The sequence below is a fragment of the Halomonas pelophila genome (genome assembly GCF_040196315.1).
Classification (GTDB): domain Bacteria; phylum Pseudomonadota; class Gammaproteobacteria; order Pseudomonadales; family Halomonadaceae; genus Halomonas; species Halomonas pelophila.
This window is the reverse complement of sequence record NZ_JBEGCI010000018.1, coordinates 49,291-68,089: the sequence shown is the minus strand read 5'-3', so window position 1 is coordinate 68,089 and position 18,799 is coordinate 49,291. Positions and strand designations below refer to the sequence as shown.

21 protein-coding genes are annotated in these 18,799 nt (G+C 67.2%); 8 read left to right on the top strand and 13 right to left on the bottom strand.

Features of this window, described 5'->3' with window-relative positions:
* Nucleotides 1-91: IS3 family transposase (locus ABE957_RS16520; RefSeq protein WP_349758910.1), on the top strand; the 91-nt coding region annotated here is incomplete at its 5' end.
* Nucleotides 92-179: 88 nt separating this feature from the next.
* On the opposite strand, the gene ABE957_RS16515 is transcribed toward ABE957_RS16520, so the two are convergent.
* The 8 genes from ABE957_RS16515 to ABE957_RS16480 all read right to left on the bottom strand — a co-directional run bounded on the left by ABE957_RS16515 (nt 180) and on the right by ABE957_RS16480 (nt 7,343).
* Entirely contained in the window at nt 180-2,378 is a 2,199-nt protein-coding gene (locus ABE957_RS16515; RefSeq protein ID WP_349759764.1) for an OsmC domain/YcaO domain-containing protein, read from the bottom strand.
* Between the two features lie 156 nt (nt 2,379-2,534).
* A complete protein-coding gene (locus tag ABE957_RS16510) occupies nt 2,535-2,954 on the bottom strand; it encodes a GFA family protein (RefSeq protein WP_490424192.1) in 420 nt (139 codons plus the stop codon).
* A gap of 222 nt (nt 2,955-3,176) precedes the next feature.
* The gene (locus ABE957_RS16505; protein WP_349759763.1) at nt 3,177-3,557 is read right to left on the bottom strand and encodes a cupin domain-containing protein; all 381 of its coding nucleotides are present in this window, start codon (nt 3,555-3,557) and stop codon (nt 3,177-3,179) included.
* Between the two features lie 347 nt (nt 3,558-3,904).
* Complete coding sequence (locus ABE957_RS16500; protein ID WP_349759762.1) at nt 3,905-4,480, bottom strand: acyloxyacyl hydrolase; 576 nt, start codon at nt 4,478-4,480, stop codon at nt 3,905-3,907.
* A 90-nt stretch (nt 4,481-4,570) separates the two neighbouring features.
* Entirely contained in the window at nt 4,571-4,972 is a 402-nt protein-coding gene (locus ABE957_RS16495) for a cation transporting ATPase C-terminal domain-containing protein (RefSeq protein ID WP_349759767.1), read from the bottom strand.
* Nucleotides 4,899-5,864 carry a hypothetical protein gene (locus ABE957_RS16490; protein WP_349759761.1) on the bottom strand — a complete coding sequence of 322 codons (966 nt, stop codon included), beginning with the start codon at nt 5,862-5,864 and terminating at the stop codon, nt 4,899-4,901. Before ABE957_RS16490 ends, ABE957_RS16495 begins: the two co-directional genes overlap by 74 nt.
* A gap of 84 nt (nt 5,865-5,948) precedes the next feature.
* Nucleotides 5,949-6,746 carry an alpha/beta fold hydrolase gene (locus ABE957_RS16485; RefSeq protein ID WP_349759760.1) on the bottom strand — a complete coding sequence of 266 codons (798 nt, stop codon included), beginning with the start codon at nt 6,744-6,746 and terminating at the stop codon, nt 5,949-5,951.
* A 114-nt stretch (nt 6,747-6,860) separates the two neighbouring features.
* The gene (locus ABE957_RS16480) at nt 6,861-7,343 is read right to left on the bottom strand and encodes a GNAT family N-acetyltransferase (RefSeq protein ID WP_349759759.1); all 483 of its coding nucleotides are present in this window, start codon (nt 7,341-7,343) and stop codon (nt 6,861-6,863) included.
* A gap of 178 nt (nt 7,344-7,521) precedes the next feature.
* On the opposite strand from ABE957_RS16480, the gene ABE957_RS16475 reads away from it, so the two are divergent.
* On the top strand, nt 7,522-8,427 hold the full coding sequence (locus ABE957_RS16475) for a cation diffusion facilitator family transporter (protein ID WP_349759758.1): 906 nt from the start codon (nt 7,522-7,524) through the stop codon (nt 8,425-8,427).
* 41 nt (nt 8,428-8,468) lie between these two features.
* Here the strand turns inward: ABE957_RS16475 and ABE957_RS16470 are convergent, their stop codons facing one another.
* Both ABE957_RS16470 and ABE957_RS16465 read right to left on the bottom strand, forming a co-directional pair.
* The gene (locus tag ABE957_RS16470; RefSeq protein ID WP_349759757.1) at nt 8,469-9,407 is read right to left on the bottom strand and encodes a GGDEF domain-containing protein; all 939 of its coding nucleotides are present in this window, start codon (nt 9,405-9,407) and stop codon (nt 8,469-8,471) included.
* Between the two features lie 128 nt (nt 9,408-9,535).
* Nucleotides 9,536-10,405, bottom strand: coding sequence for a LysR family transcriptional regulator (locus tag ABE957_RS16465; RefSeq protein WP_349759756.1), 870 nt, complete (start codon nt 10,403-10,405; stop codon nt 9,536-9,538).
* Nucleotides 10,406-10,499: 94 nt separating this feature from the next.
* Between ABE957_RS16465 and ABE957_RS16460 the strand changes: the two genes are divergently transcribed.
* A complete protein-coding gene (locus tag ABE957_RS16460; protein ID WP_349759755.1) occupies nt 10,500-11,000 on the top strand; it encodes a lactoylglutathione lyase family protein in 501 nt (166 codons plus the stop codon).
* A gap of 90 nt (nt 11,001-11,090) precedes the next feature.
* Here the strand turns inward: ABE957_RS16460 and ABE957_RS16455 are convergent, their stop codons facing one another.
* Nucleotides 11,091-11,873, bottom strand: coding sequence for a bestrophin-like domain (locus ABE957_RS16455; protein ID WP_349759754.1), 783 nt, complete (start codon nt 11,871-11,873; stop codon nt 11,091-11,093).
* Complete coding sequence (locus ABE957_RS16450) at nt 11,870-12,106, bottom strand: hypothetical protein (RefSeq protein ID WP_349759753.1); 237 nt, start codon at nt 12,104-12,106, stop codon at nt 11,870-11,872. Before ABE957_RS16450 ends, ABE957_RS16455 begins: the two co-directional genes overlap by 4 nt.
* 240 nt (nt 12,107-12,346) lie before the next feature.
* Between ABE957_RS16450 and ABE957_RS16445 the strand changes: the two genes are divergently transcribed.
* From ABE957_RS16445 to ABE957_RS16435, 3 genes are all read left to right on the top strand, one after another.
* Nucleotides 12,347-13,942, top strand: a complete 1,596-nt coding sequence (locus ABE957_RS16445; RefSeq protein WP_349759752.1) for a BCCT family transporter — start codon at nt 12,347-12,349, stop codon at nt 13,940-13,942.
* Between the two features lie 282 nt (nt 13,943-14,224).
* Nucleotides 14,225-15,220 carry a DUF2795 domain-containing protein gene (locus tag ABE957_RS16440; RefSeq protein ID WP_349759751.1) on the top strand — a complete coding sequence of 332 codons (996 nt, stop codon included), beginning with the start codon at nt 14,225-14,227 and terminating at the stop codon, nt 15,218-15,220.
* Entirely contained in the window at nt 15,220-15,735 is a 516-nt protein-coding gene (locus ABE957_RS16435) for a DUF2795 domain-containing protein (protein ID WP_349759750.1), read from the top strand. Before ABE957_RS16440 ends, ABE957_RS16435 begins: the two co-directional genes overlap by 1 nt.
* A 157-nt stretch (nt 15,736-15,892) precedes the next feature.
* On the opposite strand, the gene ABE957_RS16430 is transcribed toward ABE957_RS16435, so the two are convergent.
* Nucleotides 15,893-16,915, bottom strand: coding sequence for a GlxA family transcriptional regulator (locus ABE957_RS16430; protein ID WP_349759749.1), 1,023 nt, complete (start codon nt 16,913-16,915; stop codon nt 15,893-15,895).
* 108 nt (nt 16,916-17,023) lie between these two features.
* Here ABE957_RS16430 and ABE957_RS16425 point away from each other — a divergent pair, with 108 nt between their 5' ends.
* Both ABE957_RS16425 and ABE957_RS16420 read left to right on the top strand, forming a co-directional pair.
* Nucleotides 17,024-18,109: a class I SAM-dependent methyltransferase gene (locus ABE957_RS16425; RefSeq protein ID WP_349759748.1), complete on the top strand. Its 1,086-nt coding sequence runs from the start codon at nt 17,024-17,026 to the stop codon at nt 18,107-18,109.
* Nucleotides 18,110-18,338: 229 nt separating this feature from the next.
* Nucleotides 18,339-18,776, top strand: a complete 438-nt coding sequence (locus tag ABE957_RS16420) for a secondary thiamine-phosphate synthase enzyme YjbQ (RefSeq protein ID WP_349759747.1) — start codon at nt 18,339-18,341, stop codon at nt 18,774-18,776.
* Nucleotides 18,777-18,799: the final 23 nt, after the last annotated feature.

Sequence of the window (18,799 nt, the reverse complement as noted above, 5' to 3'; positions counted from 1 at the left end):
CATCCATTACTACAACCACGAACGCATCAGGCTGAAACTAAAAGGCCTGAGCCCCGTGCAGTACAGGACTCAGGCCTTGGGCGCTGGCTGAATGAACCGTCCAACTATTGGGGGTCAGTTCAGGATCGGCTCGGGGGCTTTTTCGTCGCGCTCGTCGCGGCAACAGAGGCGCGAGCGGCCTAGCGCAGTCCCGCCCTGGCCGCACGATGCGCGTGCAGCTTCTGGTAGCTCTCGATCAGGCGCTGGTGCTTCTCGAGGCCCTCCAGCGCCATGCTGGTCGGCGTCAGGCCGTGGAAGCGCACGCTGCCGTCCACCGAACCGACCACGGCGTCCATGGTCGCCTCGCCGAACATGCGGCGGAAATTGTAGAGGTAGTCGTCGAGCTCGAGCTCGTCATCGAGGGTGATCTCCAGCACCGCGTGCATGGCCTGGTAGAAGAGCCCGCGCTCGACGGTGTTGTCGTTGAACTGCTGGAACATCTCGACCCGCTCCAGCGCCTCCTCGTGCTGGCCGAGCGCCAGGTTGATCAGCAGCTTGAGCTCGAGGATGGTGAGCTGGCCCCAGACGGTGTTCTCGTCGAACTCGATGCCGATCAGGGTGATGATGTCTTCCTGGTCATCGATCTGGCTCTCCTCCAGGCGCTCGAGCAGCGCGGCCAGCCGCTCGTCGTCGAGGGCGTGGAGGTTGAGGATGTCCTCGCGGAACAGCAGCGCCTTGTTGGTGTTGTCCCAGACCAGGTCCTCCACGGGGTAGACCTCGGAGTAGCCCGGCACCAGGATGCGGCACACCGGCGCCCCCAGGTCCTCGTGCACGGCCTGGTAGGCCTCCAGCCCGAGCTCCTCGAGGATGCCGAAGAGCCCCGCGGCTTCCTCGACGTTGCTGCCCGAGAAGTCCCACTCGACGAACTCGACGTCGGCCTTCGCACTGAAGAAGCGCCAGGAGACCACGCCGGAGGAGTCGATGAAGTGCTCGACGAAGTTGTTGGGCTCGGCCACCGCCAGGGAGTTGAAGGTCGGCGGCAGGAAGTCGTTGAGACCCTCGAAGCTGCGCCCCTGCAGGAGCTCGGTGAGGCTGCGCTCGAGCGCCACGTGGAAGCTCGGGTGGGCGCCGAAGGAGGCGAAGACGCCGCCGGTCTTGGGGTTCATCAGCGCCACGCACATCACCGGGAACTGGCCGCCGAGCGAGGCGTCCTTGACCAGCACCGGGAAGCCCTGGGCCTCCAGCGCCTCGACGCCCTCGAGGATGTCGGGGTATCGCTGCAGCACCGCCATGGGCACGTCCGGCAGGGTGATCTCCTCCTCGATGATCTGCTTCTTCACCGCGCGCTCGAAGATCTCGGAGAGGCACTGCACCTGGGCCTCGGGGAGCGTGTTGCCGGCGCTCATGCCGTTGCTGAGGTAGAGGTTCTCGATCAGATTCGAGGGGAAGTAGACAGTCTCGCCGTCGGACTGGCGCACGAAGGGCAGCGAGACGATGCCGCGATCGGTCCGGCCGGAGTTGGTGTCGATCAGGTTCGAGCCGCGAAGCTCGCCCTCGGGGTCGTAGATGTCCCGGGTGTACTCGTCGAGGATACCAGCCGGCAGGGCGTCGTCGGGCCCTGGCTGGAACCACTCCTCGTTGGGGTAGTGGACGAAGCGGCTGGCCGCGATCTCCTCGCCGAAGAACTGGTCGTTGTAGAAGAAGTTGCAGCTCAGCCGCTCGATGAACTCGCCGAGCGCCGAGCAGAGCGCGCTCTCCTTGGTGGCGCCCTTGCCGTTGGTGAAGCACATCGGCGAGGCGGCGTCGCGGATGTGCAGCGACCAGACGTGGGGCACGATGTTGCGCCAGGAGGCGATCTCGATCTTCATGCCGAGATCGGCGAGCAGGCCCGAGAGATTGGCGATGGTCTGCTCCAGCGGCAGGTCCTTGCCCTCGATCCAGGTGCCCTCGCCGTTCGCCTCGCCGGTGGCCTTGCCCGTCAGCAGCGCCTGGGCGTCCTCGTCGATGTTCTCCACCACCTCGATCTGGAACTCGGGGCCGGTCTGCACCACCTTCTTGACCGTGCAGCGATCGATGGAGCGCAGGATGCCCTGGCGATCCTTCTCGGAGATGTCCTCGGGCAGCTCCACCTGGATCTTGAAGATCTGCTGGTAGCGGTTCTCCGGGTCGACGATGTTGTTCTGCGACAGCCGGATGTTCTCGGTGGGGATGTCCCGGGCGTTGCAGTACACCTTGACGAAGTAGGCCGCGCACATCGCCGAGGAGGCCAGGAAGTAGTCGAAGGGCCCCGGTGCCGAGCCGTCGCCCTTGTAGCGGATGGGCTGGTCGGAGATGACCGTGAAGTCGTCGAACTTGGCCTCCAGGCGGAGGTTGTCGAGATAGTTGACCTTGATTTCCATGGACAAAGCACCGGATTCGTGTATGGGCGGCCGTAGCGCGTAACCCGCCATTATCCAGCTTTCCGGGGGCTTCGTCTCGGGCGGGTGGTCAAAAAACCGCCACACCAGCGGGGCCAGGGAAGGGCTCGTGCCCGTGCCTGCGATGGGCAGCCGTCCTTACGGCTGTCCATCCTCCCCCATGAACTGCGCCTCGGTCAGGTTCCTGGTCTTGTTCGCGAAGGCGTAGAACGATGGCTTTCTATCGATGCAGCCCTGCAGTTCGAACGTGAAACTCCCCTGCTGATCAAACAGCCCCACGGGAATATAGTGCTGACGAGTGGCTTTCAATCGGAAAAACAAGTGACTGCCACACACCTTGCAGAAACCGCGTTCCGCCCAAGCCGACGATTCGTAAACGGCAATGTGTTCCTTACCCTCAAAGGCGACCTCGCTCCCGCAAGGAGTGGACATGAGGGGCCCTCCTCCCCATGTCCTGCACATGCCGCAATGGCAGGCTTCCATGCTGCTGCTGGCATGGTTTGCCGTGAATCGGACTGCGCCGCATAGACAGGCACCCTGTCCCTCGATTCTTTCCATCGTCGTCTCCTGGACTTCGTGATGCGAAGCACCCCCATAGCGGTGATGGGACGGAACGCCCGGATATCGCATGCACGCGCCGCCACGCTCACGATGTTACCCAGATGACGGGGGGCCTCCCTGCATCGCCAGGGGGCAACGGCAGATGCACGAGACGCGCCAACGGAAGACGCTCGGGTACAGCGCCCGCGGGAACTCGGCCCCCCGACCGCGTCGGTGGCCCTATGCCGAGTCCCTCTCCCACACGATATTGTTCCGGGACCGATCAAAGTAAGGGGCAAACACCGAGAGTGCCGCAAAGCGTTGCCCCTCTTCGAGAATCGGGCCGTGGAGCGTGTTCTGTGGAATAAAGACCAGATCTCCCCTGCCCACTCGCCTGACTTCATCGCCCACCTTGAAGTCCACGTCGCCCTCGATGATGACCAGTATCTCGTCGTGTTGCATCTGGGTATGAAGCGCATTTTCGCTGTCGCGCACGATGCCGACATTCGCCGTGACATGCGCTCCATCGAAAACAAACACCCTCTTGATCGGGTCGTTTCTCGTGGATTCATCCGTATCGAGCGTTTCCACGATCTGGTCGAGGTTGTGAAAGTATTGCATTGTCGCTTCCTCCCTTGGCGGTTGCCTGGACGCCTGGCGTAGAAGGTCAGCGGATCGGGGCGTGGCGGGGTATCGGCTGGCGCGCGGCCACGGGGCTGATCGCTGCATGGCGTGCCCCAGGGGGAAGGCATCCGTCAGGCCGCCGAACTGCCGGACCACTCATTGCCTTACCTCTCACCTTAGCCCGGGGCTCGCCGCGACGCCTCGCGCAGGGGATCAGGAGTGTGTCCCCGTGGGCGTCGGCTTGCGGTCGCAGGCGCTGGCTCCCACGGGTGCCACGCCGAGAGGTCTCATCCGTCATCGGGGGCATGGAAGAGAGAAAACGGGCGTTCGAGAAGCGGCCCCCGCTACTCGAATCGATAGCGGAACTCGATCATGTGGAAATCCGCTCCGGTAGTGTCGGATCCATTGACCGCGGCATCGGAGTAGTGAAGGAACCGATAGCCAAGCCCGAGCCTCTCGTAGAGCGGCACGCCGACGCCCAGGGTCAGGGCAAACTGGAAGGGCCCGCCGTAGTCCTGGGTCCCGAAGCGATGCCGGCTGAACAGCGCAGCGCCCGCGCCCATGTCCAGGGTGAAGCGCCCGTCGTCGCTGCCCAGCGTCAGGCCGGGGATGAGCGACACGACCAGGGCCTCCTTGCCCGAGCCTCGCAAGAGGCCGGCACTCGCCGTCATGCGGGAGCCAATGCCCCAGCCCGAGGCGGTGTAGCGCTGCCAGGGCAGCGCGACGTTAGCCGACAAGTCGTAGGCCTCGAAGTCCTCCGGCGCCTCCTCACCCAGCAGGGTCCGTTCGGAGACCCTGGCGCGGATGGCAAGGCTCTGCAGGCTCGGGTCGGCGGCCTCGCTCGGGGCGGGAGCGAGCAGGCAGAGGAGCAAGGCCGGCCACAGGCCGATCGCCAAGCGGGGCTGAGACAGAGCGGTCATGGGCGGCATGGGGTCATCGACGCGACAGGTGGTTGGTGAAGCGCCGCCTCCTTCATGCAGCGAGACGTTGCGACGCCGTCTTGGCCAAGCTCAGGTTCGCAGCTGTCGAAGCCGCAGCTGCACCTCATTCTCTGCCTCCGTGATCGCCAGGAGCGCGACACCGACGCCCACGATGATCACGCCATCCTGCAGCGGCACCGCGACCGTGGAAAACAGGGCCGAGACCAGCACGATGTGCCAGGTCAGCTCCCCGGTCAACAGCGGCTGATGCCTGGGGCGCGGGGGGCGGCGCATGGTATCGGCCTCGGTGGACTCGAAGGCCAGGGCGATGCCGAGCGTGATCGCGGTGATCGCGGCGGAGCCGAGCAGGACATAGATGAGTATGCTGTGAAAATGTCGAAGTAGGCGAATCAGCCGACTACGCTTCGCCGGTGCCGGCAGGCGGTTGGGACCGTATGCGTCGAGACGCACTGCCGCCTCCCCGGCGGACAGGCCGTGATCGTCCGCCTGCAGGGCCGTGAGCGTCTCCTCGGGCGCCATCTCGTGCCAAGTCACGTCGGCTGGCTCTCGCCTGGCGCTCATCATGACGCCTCCACCCCGGGGAGATCGAGGGCCGTCCCGGATGGCCGGGCCCGACCGAGCCTTCCTGGTTCAGGCGACGCTCGCAGTCATCCAGCGCCTCCGGGCCCGTGACCGGCTCGCTCGGCCGGCAACGGGCGGATTCCACCAGCCCCGCCTCGGTGAGGCGGATGACGCGAATCGTCTCGCGTCGCCGGTCGGGCACCAGCAGCTGCAGGCGCCCCGCGATCCGGGCGGGCCTCGACAGCGCCAGCTGCGAGGCGCCGTACACGTGGTTCGAGAAGCCGCCCAGCGAGGCGATCTCCACCAGGCGCTCACCGCGGCGTCGGTAGACCCTGAGCACCCCGCCAATGTGCGGGGTCGTGACCGCGGCGATCTCCGCTTCGCCGTCGCCGCTAAGATCGGCGACGCCGACCGGGTTCAGCCATCGGTTGGGACGACCGATGGGGACCGACTGCGCCACGATCTCGAGCCGACGGCCGTCGAGTCCGACCAGCGCCAGCCGTGAGCCGCCGTCACGCGCACTGACGATCACCAGCAGGGCCGGCGGTGCCTGATCGGCCAGCCGCACGAGACGCGGCGCCAAGTCCTCGAACACCTCATCGGCGGGCAACGCCAGTACCGCGTCCCGCCCGGCATCGGTGGTGGCGACCAGCCGCGCGTATTCATGCGGCCGACCGAGGGCATAATGGCCGTACCGCTCGGCCGGCTCGGCATAGCGGGCCGCGATGATCCTCTCTGCCTGCGCGGAGGACGCCATCAGCACGAGCAGGACACAGAGCGAGAGCGTGCCACGTTGCATCATCGGGATACCTCGAGGGCATCGTGAAAGCCACTGACTATGACCATAGCCCAGCCCGGAACGAACCAGGCCCCGCGCCGGATTCGCTCAGCGCGCTTGCGTGGCCAGAAATCCGGCGATGGCCTCGTTGACCCGCCCCGGCTGCTCCAGGGTCGCCAGGTGCCCGGCCTCCGGGATCACCATGAAGATGGAATCGGGAAGCCGCTCGTGAATCCGTCGGGAAAGCGCCACCGGCAGGGAGCGGTCCTCCTTCCCCACCAGGACGAGCGCCGGCACCTGGATCTCGTGCAGGCGGTCGAGCATCGAGTCCCGCTGGATCAGCGCCTCCAGGCAAAACAGCATGGAGGGCACGTGGTTCTCGGCAAACCTGGCCCGCCATTCGTTGACCAGGGGGCGATTCACGCGACGGCTGGTGGCGCCGAACATCAGCCCCACGATGGCGGGCAGCAAGGGGCGAAAGCCGAAGGCACGTGCTCCGGCGCCCATGGCATGGTATTTCACCTTGTGCCACGCGGTTTCCGCGCCGGCATCGGTATCCATCAGGATGAGGCCGGCAACCCGCCCCGGGTGGTTCAACGCGGCGCGAAGCGCCACCATCCCGCCGATCGACAGGCCGCACCAGATCGCCTGCTCGATGCCCAGCGCATCCAGCACGGCGATGACGTCCGAGACGGCATCGTCGAGCGTGAACGGCTCGATGACGTGGCCGGAGCCTCCGTGCCCTCGCAAGTCGACATTGATGACCCGATGGTCACTGGCCAGCGCCGGCACCTGCGCGCGCCACATGGCTCCCGAGCAGAGAAAGCTGTGGTTGAGGACGATGGGGAGCCCCGTGCCGCTCTCCTCGAAGGCGATCCGCACGCCTCGATGCTCGATCCCGGTCATGATGATCTCCCGATATCAGCCATCGCGTCTTGTGACATCACAGGGTGACGGCCCCTTCCTGGCCAGCAGCACCCAAGGCGCCGCGCCAGCGGCCCATCCGCGGGACCTGGTCTCTCAGGCCGGAGACACCAGGTCGCGCTGCATGATGGTGACCGCCTCGTCGCGGTAGTGGCGCGCTTCCCGGTCCCGCCAGCCCAGCCGCCGATAGAGCGCCTGCTGATCTGGCGTGTAGAGGTAGAAGCGCGCGACACCGTGCGCCCGGGCCTCCTCCTCGACCCGGCGCACCAGCCACGAGGCAAGCCCCCTGCCCCGCCACTCGGGCAGCACGAAGACCGAGGCCAGCCAGGGCGAGAGCTCAGGGCGGTCGCTCATGTCATCGACCACCAGGCTCGCCATGCCGACCGGGCGCTCGCCGGCCAGGGTGGCGAACACCGAGGGCACGCCGGCCGGCCCGCAGTCGTCGCGAAACGTCGCAATAGCGGCCGCCGGATCGCGCTCGGGATGCAGGTGGCCCCACTCGGCATGGGCCCAGCCGGCCAGGGTGGCAACGTGGGGCGAATGCGCGTCGATGCGCACGAGGCGAAGGCCAGTCTCCATGGCGGGGGGCTCCCTGTGAGGTGGGGATCGTCGAGCGCGGCCGAGGCGCCGAGTGCCTGAGGCACCAGTATTCCCGCTCGCGTCGTCATCTGCCAGGGGCGGCGGCCTCGGCGGCGCCATCTCCCCAGGGCGCCGCGGCTCGGCTAGACTCGAGGCTTTGCCCATCAAGGACGATGCCATGCCCGCCGCCCTCGAACAGCGCGCCCTGACGCTCTCCATCGCCATGACGCTGGTGGTCGCCAGCCTCGGTGTGGCCATGGGCCTGCTCGCCGGCTCGCGCTCGATCCTCTTCGACGGCGTCTTCTCGACCATCGATGCGGCCATGTCGGGCCTGGCACTCTTCGTGACGCGGCTGATCGCCCGGGAAGTCAGCGAGCGTTTCCAGCACGGCTACTGGCACCTGGAGCCGCTGGTGGCGGCGCTCAACGGCGCCATCCTGCTGCTGCTCTGCTTCTACGCCTTCCTGAACGCCGTGCAGGGGCTGATGGCCGGCGGCCACGAACTGGCCTTCGGCACGGCCATCGTCTACGCCGCGGTGGTCACCGTGATCTGCACGGCGATGACGCTGCACCAGCGTCAGCTCAACCGCCGGGTGGGCTCGGAATTCGTGCGCATCGACATGCACGGCTGGCTGATGGCGGCGCTGATCACCGGCGCCCTGCTGGTGGCCTTCGTGATCGCGCTGATCCTCGAGCGCAGCGCCTACGCGCACCTGACGCCCTACGTCGATTCACTGCTGCTGGCGATGCTCACCCTGGGCTTCCTGCCGGTGCCCCTCGGCATCGTGCGCCGCGCCATGAAGGAGGTGCTCCTGATCGCGCCGAGCGCCATCGACCGCGAGGTGCACGCCGCCATGGCCCCGGTGATGCGTCGCGAGGGGCTGCTGGACTACAACAGCCACGTCGCCAAGGCCGGCCGCGGCCACTTCATCGAGATCCATGTCGTCACCCGGCCGGACTTCGCCGCCGGGCGCGGCATGGTCGAGCTCGACGAGATCCGCGCGGCGATCGCGGCGGGGCTCAGCATCCCGCCCCAGCGGCGCTGGTTCACCGTGTCGTTCACCGCCGACCCGCGCTGGACCTGAGCAGAGCGACGCGCCGGCGCTTGGCGGGCGCCGGCCAGGCCTCAGGCCCTGTCGGCCTCGTCCTGCTCCTTGCTCTCGTACATCAGCGCGTCGCCCGCCAGCAGCAGGTCGTCGATGCTCTGGTGCCGCTCGGGGTGGAACTCGACGATGCCGGACGAGAACTGGATCTCGTAGCCCCGATCGGCGTCGCGGTTATGATCCGCCAGCGCCTCGTCGAGCCGGGCGATGTAGCCCTCGGCCGCCTGCTGGGTGGCATTGGGCAGGAAGGCGACGAACTCGTCGCCGCCCAACCGGGCCACGATGTCGGCGCTGCGGCAGGTGCCGATCAGGGTGTTGGCGAAGGCGACCAGGGCGCGATCGCCCTCCATGTGCCCATGCGAATCGTTGATCTCCTTGAACTTGTACAGGTCGATGAAGACCAGCGTGGCCGGCATGCCGTGCCGGCTGCAGAGGTCGAGGCTGTTCTGGGCCAGGGTCATGAAACCGCGCCGGTTAGCCAGGCTGGTCAGCTCGTCCAGGGTGGCCAGCTTGACCATGGCGAGCTCGCGCTCGGCGATGGCCGCCAGGTCTCTCAGGGCATCGATATCGTCCTTGGAGAGCTCCCGGGGTCGGCGGTCGATGATGCAGAAGGTGCCCATCTTCCGCTTGCCCATGTCGGTGATGGGACAGCCAGCGTAGAAGCCGATATAGGGCGGGCCCGCGACCAGCGGATTGTCCGCGAAGCGCTCATCCTGCTGCGCATCGGGCACGATGAAGACGTCGTCGCCATGGATCGCATGCGCACAGAAGGCGATATCGCGATTGGTTTCCTGGACGTCCAGCCCCGCCGAGGACTTGAACCACTGGCGGTTATGATCGACCAGGCTGACCAAGGCGATCGGGACGTCGAACAGGCGCCTGGCCAGACGCGTCAAGCGGTCGAATCGCTCCTCGGCGGGCGTATCAAGAATGTCGAGAGAGCGAAGCGCCTCAATGCGCATCTCTTCATCTACCGGTTTCCCTGGCCTTTTCACGCCGCTCTCCTGTGTGGGCTCCAGCACGAGCCTGATCGTTTCGCCGCGAAGACTGGCACGACTGCGGGCGAGTAACAAGCGCGCGCGACCGCGTGCTAGAGGTGCTTCAGGGCCTCGGCCACCACCGTCGCCACGCGATTCAGCATGGCCTTGCGACGATGCGCGGCCAGATAGAGGGTCTCGGTGACGGGATGCGCCAGCGGATGGACCCTGACCCGCGAGGGGTGATCGAAGGCCTCGACCGCGTGAGCCGGCAGCACGGTGAAGCCCAGGCCGAGGCTCACCGGCTCGAGAATCAGGTTGATCTGATTGGAGAAGCCCGCCTTCTCGAGCTGCTGGACGTGCTCGAACTCGGCGTAGTTGGCGCCCAGCAGCAGGCCGGCGTGATGCGCGCCGTCGGGATGGTCGATGAAGCCAAGCCGGCTCAGCGTCTCCCAGTCGGGCTCGACCACCGCGGCGGGCGTGACCAGCAGCAGCGGCTCTTTGGCCACCGGCTCGATGCTGACGTCCGCCTGCGACGCGCGAGCCGTCATGAAGCCGATATCGACGCCGCCAACGGCCACGGCGCGCTCCACGTCGGCATTGGGGGCAAACCGGTAGTCGATCACCAGCGCGGGGTGGCGGCGCTGCAGGGCCAGCAGGCGGCGGTAGAGCTTGAGGCCTACGCTACCGGGGGACATCACCCGCACGAGGCCCTCGCAGGCCGGGTCCGCCGCGACCCGCTGCTCGAGGTTCCCGAGCGCCAGCACGAGCTGGCGGCCCTCCCGATACAGGCGTTCACCGGCGTCGGTGAGCGTGAACCGCTTGCCCTGCCGGACCAGCAGCGCGCACCCCAGCTGCTCCTCGAGCTTGCGGACCTGCTGGCTGACGCCGGACTGGGTCATGTGCAGTCGCTCGGCGGTGCGAGTGAAGTGCCCCACCTCCACCAGGGTGCAGAAGCTCTGCAGCCAGTTCGGATTGATCATTACGATCCAGACTCATCAAGATGATAAATGATAATTTTAAGTGATCATGCGAGCTTCGTACACTGGCGCCATCATCCACGCGACAGGAGCAGTCATGCACACCCCTTACCCGAGAAACTTCTCTCATATCGGCATCTCGGTGCCGGACCTGGACAAGGCAGTGGCCTTCTACACCGAGGTCATGGGCTGGTACCTGATCATGGCCCCCTCGGAGGTCGTCGAGGACGACAGCGCCATCGGCGAGATGTGTACCGACGTGTTCGGCAGCGGCTGGGGCCGCTTCCGGATCGCCCACGTCTCGACCGGCGACCGGATCGGCATCGAGCTGTTCGAGTTCAAGAACGCGGAAGACCCGGAGAACAACTTCGAGTACTGGAAGACCGGCGTCTTTCACTTCTGCGTGCAGGACCCGGACGTCGAGGGGCTGGCCGAGCGCATCGTCGCCGCCGGCGGCAAGAAGCGCATGGAGAAGCCGCGCTACTACTACCCCGGCGAGAAGCCCTACCGCATGATCTACATGGAGGACCCCTTCGGGAACATCCTCGAGATCTACAGCCACAGCTATGAGCTGACCTACAGCGAAGGCGCCTACTGACCCGCGTCGCCGCCGTCGAGCCATACCCCGCGTCATGCACGAGGCCCGAGCCGGATCACCGGTTCGGGCCTCGCGTCGATGGCGCCGAGGTCAGCCGGCTGCGCCGCGCATCGCCTCGAGGAGCCGCTCGAAGCGCAGCGGCTCGACGAAGCCCGGTGCGCTGAAGGGGTTGGAAAAGGCCACGATGAAGTAGAGCACCAGCCCGGTGTAGACACCGAACAGCAGCAGCAGGGTCAGGTTCACCGGGGTCGGCGGGAACGGGAAGTAGCCGATGGACATCACCACGATGCCGGTGATCGCCGCGAAGAAGAACAGATCGTTGGTGCCGATCAGGGCCGCGGTCTCGCGGTTGATGCGCAGCTCCGACAGCTCCCGCGCCTGAACCACCATGATCTCGCGCAGGGACTCCTGGCGCAGGGTCTGGGGCACCAGGTCGAGGATGGCCTCGTAGACGCTTTCCCACTCGGCCCAGGCCTGCGCGTCCAGCCGCCCCTCCTGGGCCAGGCCCTGCCATTCGCGCTCCAGCACGATGGCGGTGTAGTCGACGAGATGGGCCTGCATCGACGCGGTGGTCTCATCGTCATAGCGCTGGAGGTCGTAGTAGATGTCGCCAACCAGGGCGGCCTCGCGAGTCATCGCGTGGCGTGCCTCGCTGAAGTTCAGCAGCTCCTGGGCGAAGATCAGCGCCAGGATGAGGCTGTGCAGGGCACCGATGCGAAACAGCACGGAGCCAGCCAGGTCCTTGGAGTGCTGGTCGGCGCGAGCCAGCATCACCCGGCGCGCCAGCAGATACGGCAGCAGGGCCAGGGCGCTGGCGACCAGCACGATCACGACGATCAGCAGGCCATTGGGCAGGTGGGTGAGAAAGGTCATGGCGCTGCCGGATCATCGCGGATGCCGAGCCTGAACTCGACCACCGACCGCCACTCCCCGGAGCCGAGATCGAGGCCGTGTCCACGCCCATCGCCCGTCCCCAGCCGCGCCTCGACCAGGGCGACCCAGGCCGCGGAGCAGGGCGTGAGCGCCTGGTCGGGCGAGGTATCATCGTCACTGGCCTGGGACTGGGCCGCCGCCGCGAGCAGGAGTATCGCCATCCATCTGAGCATGTCTCATCCCTCTGTGACTGGCCGCGCCGCGGGCCGTACCATCGACGTTGAGATTCTAGTCGAGTCCACATCGGGTCGCCGTGAAACGCGACGCGATCGGGGCACCCCTGCGAGGATGGCGCGGGCCATCCTGAGGCTATTCTTTAGCCCAGGGGCGTGTCTGTGGTAGAGTACCGGCGCTCTAGTCGGCGTTACGTCTTGGCGACGCCGAAAATCCTTCCAAACTAGAGCATCTCCCCCATGCCCCAGAATGATCAAACCGCCGCCATGGCTCGGACGGGACTCATGTCGCGGCTCGGCGATCCTCTCGTGCTGTTGCTGACCATCGGCTTCATCGTCGCCTTCGTCGGCCTCTCGCTGTACGACATCCAGGGCGTTGCCGACGGCATCGCCAGCGGTTTCGCCTGGACCGCCGCGACGCTGGGCACCTATTTCCAGCTGCTGCTGCTGCTGACCTTCGTGGTCGGCATCGGCGTGGCCATCTCCCCCGCCGGCCATGCTCGGGTGGGCAACCTCGACTCGCCACAGATCAGCACCTTCAAGTGGCTGTCGATGATCATGTGCACCCTGCTGGCCGGCGGCGGCGTGTTCTTCGCCGCGGGTGAGCCGATCTATCACTTCGTGGTCACCCCGCCAGCCTTCGACACCGAAGCCGGCACGCCGGAAGCGGTCGCCGGGGCCCTCGCCCAGTCGTTCATGCACTGGGGGTTCCTGGCCTGGGCCGTGCTCGGCACCCTCACCGCCGTGGTGCTGGCGCATGCCCACTACGTGAAGGGCCAGCCGCTGCAGCCGCGCACCCTGCTCTACCCGGTGCTCGGCGAGCGCATCATGAAAGGCTGGTTCGGCAGCGTGGTCGATGCCTGCTGCGTGATCGCCGTGGTCGCCGGCACCGTCGGCCCCATCGGCTTCCTGGCGACTCAGGTCAGCTTCGGCCTGCATGAGCTGTTCGGCGCCTCCGAGGGCTACGGCACCCAGCTGATGATCCTCGTCGCCCTCGCCGTGGTCTACGTCACCTCGGCGATGACCGGCATCCACAAGGGCATCCAGATCCTCAGCCGTTTCAACGTCTTCCTGGCGCTGGCCATCGCCGCGGTGATCTTCGTCTTCGGTCCGACGCTGTTCCTGACCAACGCCTTCACCCAGGGCTTCGGCGAGTACCTGACCTCGTTCTTCGCCATGGCGACCATGACCTCCGAGACCGCGCCGGCCTGGTGGATGCAGTGGTGGACGGTGTTCTTCTTCGCCTGGTTCATCGGCTATGGCCCGCTGATGGCGATCTTCGTGGCGCGCATCTCGCGCGGACGCTCCATCCGTCAGATGATCCTGGCCGTGGCCGTGATGGCGCCGATCGCCACCGCGATGTGGTTCACGCTGCTCGGCGGCTCGGGTATCCACTACCAGCTGACCGGCGTGATCGACCTCACCGAGGCGCTCAACAACTTCCAGTTCGACGTGGCGACCCTCACCGTGGCCCAGGCGCTGCCCGGCGGCGGCCTGATGGCGATGGCCATCCTGGTGCTGACCAGCATCTTCGTCGCCACCACCGGCGACTCCATGAGCTACGCCATCGCCGTGGTCTGCACCGGCCACGACGACCCGAACCGTCTGGTTCGCGCCTTCTGGGGCATCGCCATGGCCATCATGGCGGGCATCCTGCTCTACATGGGGTCCGGCCAGATCAGTGCCCTGCAGCAGTTCATCGTGATCACCGCGATCCCGGTGTCGCTGGTGCTGCTGCCCTCGCTGTGGACCGGCCCGCGCGCCGCCTACGCCATGGCCCGCGAGCAGGGCCTGGTGGCAGAGCGCAACGCCAGGGCGAGCGCCGCCAAGCGCTGATGCGTCACGCCACCGACCATGCGGCGCTCCCAGCCGCATAGGTGAAGCGACTAGCGTTTAGAAAGGCCCCGAGTCATCGCTGACTCGGGGCCTTTTGTCGTCTACCTGCCGTCACGCGGCGCCAGTGCCTGGTTCAACGCCCGGCGCCCGATGCCCGGCGCCCGGTGCAGGCAAGACCCTCCGATAGGCAGCTACCCTCAATCAGGAACGTCCCGGTTTACACCGCTCGAGGCGAAGGTGGCGTGCGCCCCCGTGACGCCCGATGCGAAGAGGAGGTGCCAGATGGCAGACGACGTGGAGAAAGGCGATATCTACTTCTTCTACCGGCCCAGGGTCGACGTCGACCGTGTCCAGAGCCTCGACGACGTCCAGCGCCTGTACCTGATACTGGTGCCAGACGCTGCCGATACCGCTCGGCTGCTGCTGGTAGGCAAGAAGCGCATGCCGGAGATCCTCGAGGGCACGCAGGCGTCCACCGCGCGGGAGTGGGCGATGGTCGACATGACGGGCTCGCCCGAGGCCGTCGGCGAGGCGCTGGCGCCGCTGGAGTACGAAACGAAGACCCGCGGCGAGCAGGCGCAGGGCGAGGCCATTCCCGTCGGCGAGGGGCGCTACGCGATCGTTGCGGGCGACGGCGATTCGCGCCTGGCCTATCGCCTGACCCGCCCACAGACGCCGGGCCGGGCACAGGAAGAACTGGGCATCCTGCCCGAGGCGAGCTACGTGATCTCGGTGCGCAACCCGGCCATCGATGTGCCCGGCTTCCCCGATGCCCGGCCGGACTATCCCGAGCCGCTGCGCGAGAAGTTTGCCGACAAGCGCTGGATCGATATCGACGATAGCCGCCTGCTCGACTACGCCAACGCTCAACTGCTGCTCATCGGCGCGCACGACGACCTGAGCGAGGAAGATGTCTCGATCACCGGCACGGCGGCGCTCTTCAAGACCCTGGGGCTGAACCGGCGGGAGTGGCCCACCGAGGCGCTGCAGGCAGGCAAACTCACGGAGCCGAGCATGCAACCGGAATCTCGTGAGCCTGAAGGCGACCCGAGCAAGGGCGGTGAGCGCGGCGGCCGAGCGGCTCGCCACACGGCCTCGGCGTCGGGCATCGCCCATGCCCTCAAGGGCCTGGACTTGCCGTGCCGCAAGGCCGAGCTGGTCAGGCAGGCCAGGGACAACCAGGCAGCAAAGGAGATCGTCGAGGCGCTGAACGCACTACCCGACCATCGGTACGAGACGATGGCCGACATTCAACACGCCTTTGGAGACCTGCGCTGATGACACCGTTCATTTGTGACATCTGCGGTGACGAGTTCGAGCAGAAGTCTCGCTACGAGAAGCACATGCAGACCTCCCACCCCAGGCAGGCGGTGTCGGCCGCGGATATCGAGAAGGCGCTGGCGGGGGTGACGTTTCCCAAGGGGCGAGACGCGCTGCGCGATGCCATCGATGACGATGACCGCGAGGTGCGCCGCATCGTCGAGCAGCTGCCGGCGCGGGAGTATCGCGATGCGGCCGAGGTGGCGCGCGCCTTCGGTGAGCTGCGGACCCACGAAAGGCTCCCCGATGATCAGCCAAGCAAGACCGGCGGCGAGCAGGCCATGCAGGCACCGTCCGCCGCCCGCTTCGCCAGCCTCTTTGCCGGCCTGCGGTTTCCAGCCAGCCGCGACGAACTCAAGGCACACGCCCGCGGGCAAGCCAGCGAAGAGGAAATGCAGACGCTGGAGACGTTCGGCGAGCACACCTACTACAGCATGGCGGACGTGGCCAAGGAGCTGGGGCGATCGAGGTGAGCGAGCGGCATCGTTCGCGATGAACGGCCTCGGCCAGGAGGACTAAGGCCCGATACACCGGGCGCCGTCGGTGCCGCACCGGTGGCCCGCCGCCGCATGACACGCCACCCGATAGCCGTCGACCCTGCAGAAGTTCGCCGGGAGGCCGGCGAAGGGCTCATTGCAGCGTCAGCCTCAGGCCGCGGAAACGCCGGCGATACTGCCGAGGGGTGAGCCCCACGCGCCGCGCGAACAGGCGACGGAAAAAGCTCGGATCGGCATAGCCGACCTCCTCGGCCACCGCCTCGATGGGCGCGTCGCTGCTCTCCAGGATCTGCTTGGCCTCCTCGAGGCGCAGGGTATGCACGTAGTCCATCGGCGTCATGCCGGTGGCGGCCTTGAAGCGGCGCTTGAAGGAGCGCTCGGTGAGTCCGGCGCATCGCACCATGCCGGCCACCGGCGAGTGGGTGTCGTAGTGCTGGGCGACCCACACCTGGGTGTCGCTGATCAGCGCATCCTCCACCTGCCGGGCGGCGGTCAGCGTCGCGTAGGGCTGCTGGCCCTCGTGATGCCAGTCGATCAGAAAGATCCGCGCCAGGTGCATCGCCTCGTCCACCCCGACCAGTCGTGCCACCAGAAACAGCGCCAGATCGATCCAGGTGGTGCCCCCGCCGGCCATGATCAGGCGCCCGCCCTCCCCGCTGACCACCAGGGCACGATGGGCATGCACGCACACCTCCGGATGCTGGCGAGCCAGGGCATCGCAGTAGGCCCAGTGGGTGGTGGCATCCTGTCCGGCGAGCAGCCCCGTCTCGGCGAGCAGCAGCGACCCGGTGCAGGCCCCGGCGAGCAGGGTCCCGCGGCCATGACAGGCCAGCAGCCAGGCGAGCTCCGGGTCATAGTGTCCCTCCAGGGCGGCGCCGGGCACCACCAGCAGGTCGGGAATGCAGATGGCCGTCGGCGCCGGGCAGTCGGCCAGGGACGCGTCCGGCTGGATCCAGGCCCCATTGCCGGTGCGAAAGCCGCGACCGTCGCGGGAGACGATCAGCGGCCGTAGCAGCGACGCGCCGGGGCGACCGTGCATCAGCAGCTCCCAGTCGCGTCCCGCCGCCACAAACAGGTCGAACATGCCGTAGAGGGTGGAGGCGGTGGTCTCGGGCACCGCCAGGATGGCGACTTGCGTGGCGGAATGCGTGGTCATGGCAGAAAACACCCCTTTGCGGCGCAATCCCCTTTCGTTGCGATGCCGTGCCGGCCGTAAGGTTCTCCTGAACGCCCACCAACATCCAGAACCGACAGGAGAACGACCATGTGCAACGTCCATTCCCTTCCCGCGACCGAGGTCGACAGCGGCGCCTTCGAGGCCCGGCTGATCAATGCCCTCAACGAGAGCGGGCTGATGCTGCTGACCGCCATCGGCCACCGCACCGGCCTCTTCGAGACCCTGGCCGGACGGCCGCCACTCACCAGCCAGCAGCTCGCCGACGCTGCCGGACTCGACGAGCGCTATGTGCGCGAGTGGCTCGGCGGCATGGTCGTCGGCGGCGTGATCGACACCGACCCGAGCGCCGGCACCTATCAACTGCCCGACGCCCACGCCGATCTGCTCACCGACCGGGGCCCGGCCAACCTCGCCATCTATGCTCAGTTTATCTCGCTGCTGGGCAACGTGGAGGACGACGTGGTCCGCTGCTTCCGCGAAGGCGGTGGCGTGCCCTACTCTCGCTATCCGCGCTTCCAGGAGGTGATGGCCAGCGACAGCGGCCAGACCGTGCTGCCGGCGCTGTTCGATGCCATCTTGCCGCTGGCGCCGAGCTTGATCGAACGGCTCGAGGCCGGCATCCGGGTGCTGGACTGCGCCTGCGGCCGCGGCCGTGCCCTGCTGGCGATGGCCAGGCGCTTCCCGGCCAGCCGGTTCACCGGCTACGACCTCTCCGAGCAAGCCATCGCCTGGGCACGGGACCAGGCACGAGCCGCCGGGCTCGACAACCTGGCGTTCGAGGTGCGTGACCTGAGCGACTTCGATGTCACCGCCACGCCCGGCGCCTTCGACCTGGTCACCACCTTCGACGGTATCCACGACCAGGCCCGGCCGCGCCGCCTGCTGAAGGGCATCCACCGCAGCCTGGCACCGGACGGGGTCTACCTGGTGCAGGACATTCACGCCTCCAGCCACCACCACCTGGACCGCGACCACCCGCTGGGGACGATGCTCTATGCCGTCTCGGTGAGCCACTGCATGACGGTCTCGCTGGCCCAGGGCGGCGAGGGGCTCGGCACCATGTGGGGCCGCGAACGGGCACTGGCCTACCTGGAGGAGGCGGGCTTCCGCGACATCCGGGTCCACCAGCTGGAGCACGACATCCAGAACGACTACTTCGTCTGCCGGCCATGACGCGAGCGCCATGACACGCCAGCCAGCACGCCATGTAAGCAAGCTCAGGCCGTCCGGCAGCGCCGGACGGCCTTTCCCGAATCCGGCCGACCGAGCAGGAGGCGCTCGACGGCGCCGACGTCCGCGTACGGCGCATCGGGGCCAACGCCTGGGACCGAGCGCCCGGGATGAATGTCGCCGAGGCCTCGCCTATGCTGGGCGCCTGACCCATGACGAGAGCATCGAGACCATGTGGGACCAACGCGATATCACCCTGTCGTCACGGACGCGGGGCTTTCACCGGGTCACCGATGAGATCGTCGCCGGCCTGCCGCGGCTGGCCGAGGTGAGGGTGGGGCTCGTGCACCTTCAGCTGCTGCACACCTCGGCCTCACTGACCCTCAACGAGAGCGCCGACCCGGACGTGCGTCATGACATGGATGCCTTCCTGCGCGACCTGGTGCCCGGCGACCTGCCCTATTTCCGCCACACCCTGGAGGGCGATGACGACATGCCCGCCCACGTGGCGGCCAGCCTGCTGGGCACCCAGCTGACCGTGGCCGTGCGCGAAGGACGCCTGGCCCTAGGCACCTGGCAGGGCATCTGGCTGGGCGAGCATCGCGACCAGGGCGGCTCGCGCCGCCTCATCGCCACGCTCCAGGGAAGCCTGAACGGCGTCTCGCGGTGACGACCGGGAGCCGACACAACCGG

What these genes read in the sequence shown, in the direction of transcription:
- ABE957_RS16515 (WP_349759764.1), bottom strand. Translation starts at nt 2,378, where the DNA reads ATGGAAATCAAGGTCAACTATCTCGACAACCTCCGCCTGGAGGCCAAG.
- ABE957_RS16510 (WP_490424192.1), bottom strand. Translation starts at nt 2,954, where the DNA reads ATGGAAAGAATCGAGGGACAGGGTGCCTGTCTATGCGGCGCAGTCCGA.
- ABE957_RS16505 (WP_349759763.1), bottom strand. Translation starts at nt 3,557, where the DNA reads ATGCAATACTTTCACAACCTCGACCAGATCGTGGAAACGCTCGATACG.
- ABE957_RS16500 (WP_349759762.1), bottom strand. Translation starts at nt 4,480, where the DNA reads ATGACCGCTCTGTCTCAGCCCCGCTTGGCGATCGGCCTGTGGCCGGCC.
- ABE957_RS16490 (WP_349759761.1), bottom strand. Translation starts at nt 5,864, where the DNA reads ATGATGCAACGTGGCACGCTCTCGCTCTGTGTCCTGCTCGTGCTGATG.
- ABE957_RS16485 (WP_349759760.1), bottom strand. Translation starts at nt 6,746, where the DNA reads ATGACCGGGATCGAGCATCGAGGCGTGCGGATCGCCTTCGAGGAGAGC.
- ABE957_RS16480 (WP_349759759.1), bottom strand. Translation starts at nt 7,343, where the DNA reads ATGGAGACTGGCCTTCGCCTCGTGCGCATCGACGCGCATTCGCCCCAC.
- ABE957_RS16475 (WP_349759758.1), top strand. Translation starts at nt 7,522, where the DNA reads ATGCCCGCCGCCCTCGAACAGCGCGCCCTGACGCTCTCCATCGCCATG.
- ABE957_RS16470 (WP_349759757.1), bottom strand. Translation starts at nt 9,407, where the DNA reads ATGCGCATTGAGGCGCTTCGCTCTCTCGACATTCTTGATACGCCCGCC.
- ABE957_RS16465 (WP_349759756.1), bottom strand. Translation starts at nt 10,405, where the DNA reads ATGATCAATCCGAACTGGCTGCAGAGCTTCTGCACCCTGGTGGAGGTG.
- ABE957_RS16460 (WP_349759755.1), top strand. Translation starts at nt 10,500, where the DNA reads ATGCACACCCCTTACCCGAGAAACTTCTCTCATATCGGCATCTCGGTG.
- ABE957_RS16455 (WP_349759754.1), bottom strand. Translation starts at nt 11,873, where the DNA reads ATGACCTTTCTCACCCACCTGCCCAATGGCCTGCTGATCGTCGTGATC.
- ABE957_RS16450 (WP_349759753.1), bottom strand. Translation starts at nt 12,106, where the DNA reads ATGCTCAGATGGATGGCGATACTCCTGCTCGCGGCGGCGGCCCAGTCC.
- ABE957_RS16445 (WP_349759752.1), top strand. Translation starts at nt 12,347, where the DNA reads ATGCCCCAGAATGATCAAACCGCCGCCATGGCTCGGACGGGACTCATG.
- ABE957_RS16440 (WP_349759751.1), top strand. Translation starts at nt 14,225, where the DNA reads ATGGCAGACGACGTGGAGAAAGGCGATATCTACTTCTTCTACCGGCCC.
- ABE957_RS16435 (WP_349759750.1), top strand. Translation starts at nt 15,220, where the DNA reads ATGACACCGTTCATTTGTGACATCTGCGGTGACGAGTTCGAGCAGAAG.
- ABE957_RS16430 (WP_349759749.1), bottom strand. Translation starts at nt 16,915, where the DNA reads ATGACCACGCATTCCGCCACGCAAGTCGCCATCCTGGCGGTGCCCGAG.
- ABE957_RS16425 (WP_349759748.1), top strand. Translation starts at nt 17,024, where the DNA reads ATGTGCAACGTCCATTCCCTTCCCGCGACCGAGGTCGACAGCGGCGCC.
- ABE957_RS16420 (WP_349759747.1), top strand. Translation starts at nt 18,339, where the DNA reads ATGTGGGACCAACGCGATATCACCCTGTCGTCACGGACGCGGGGCTTT.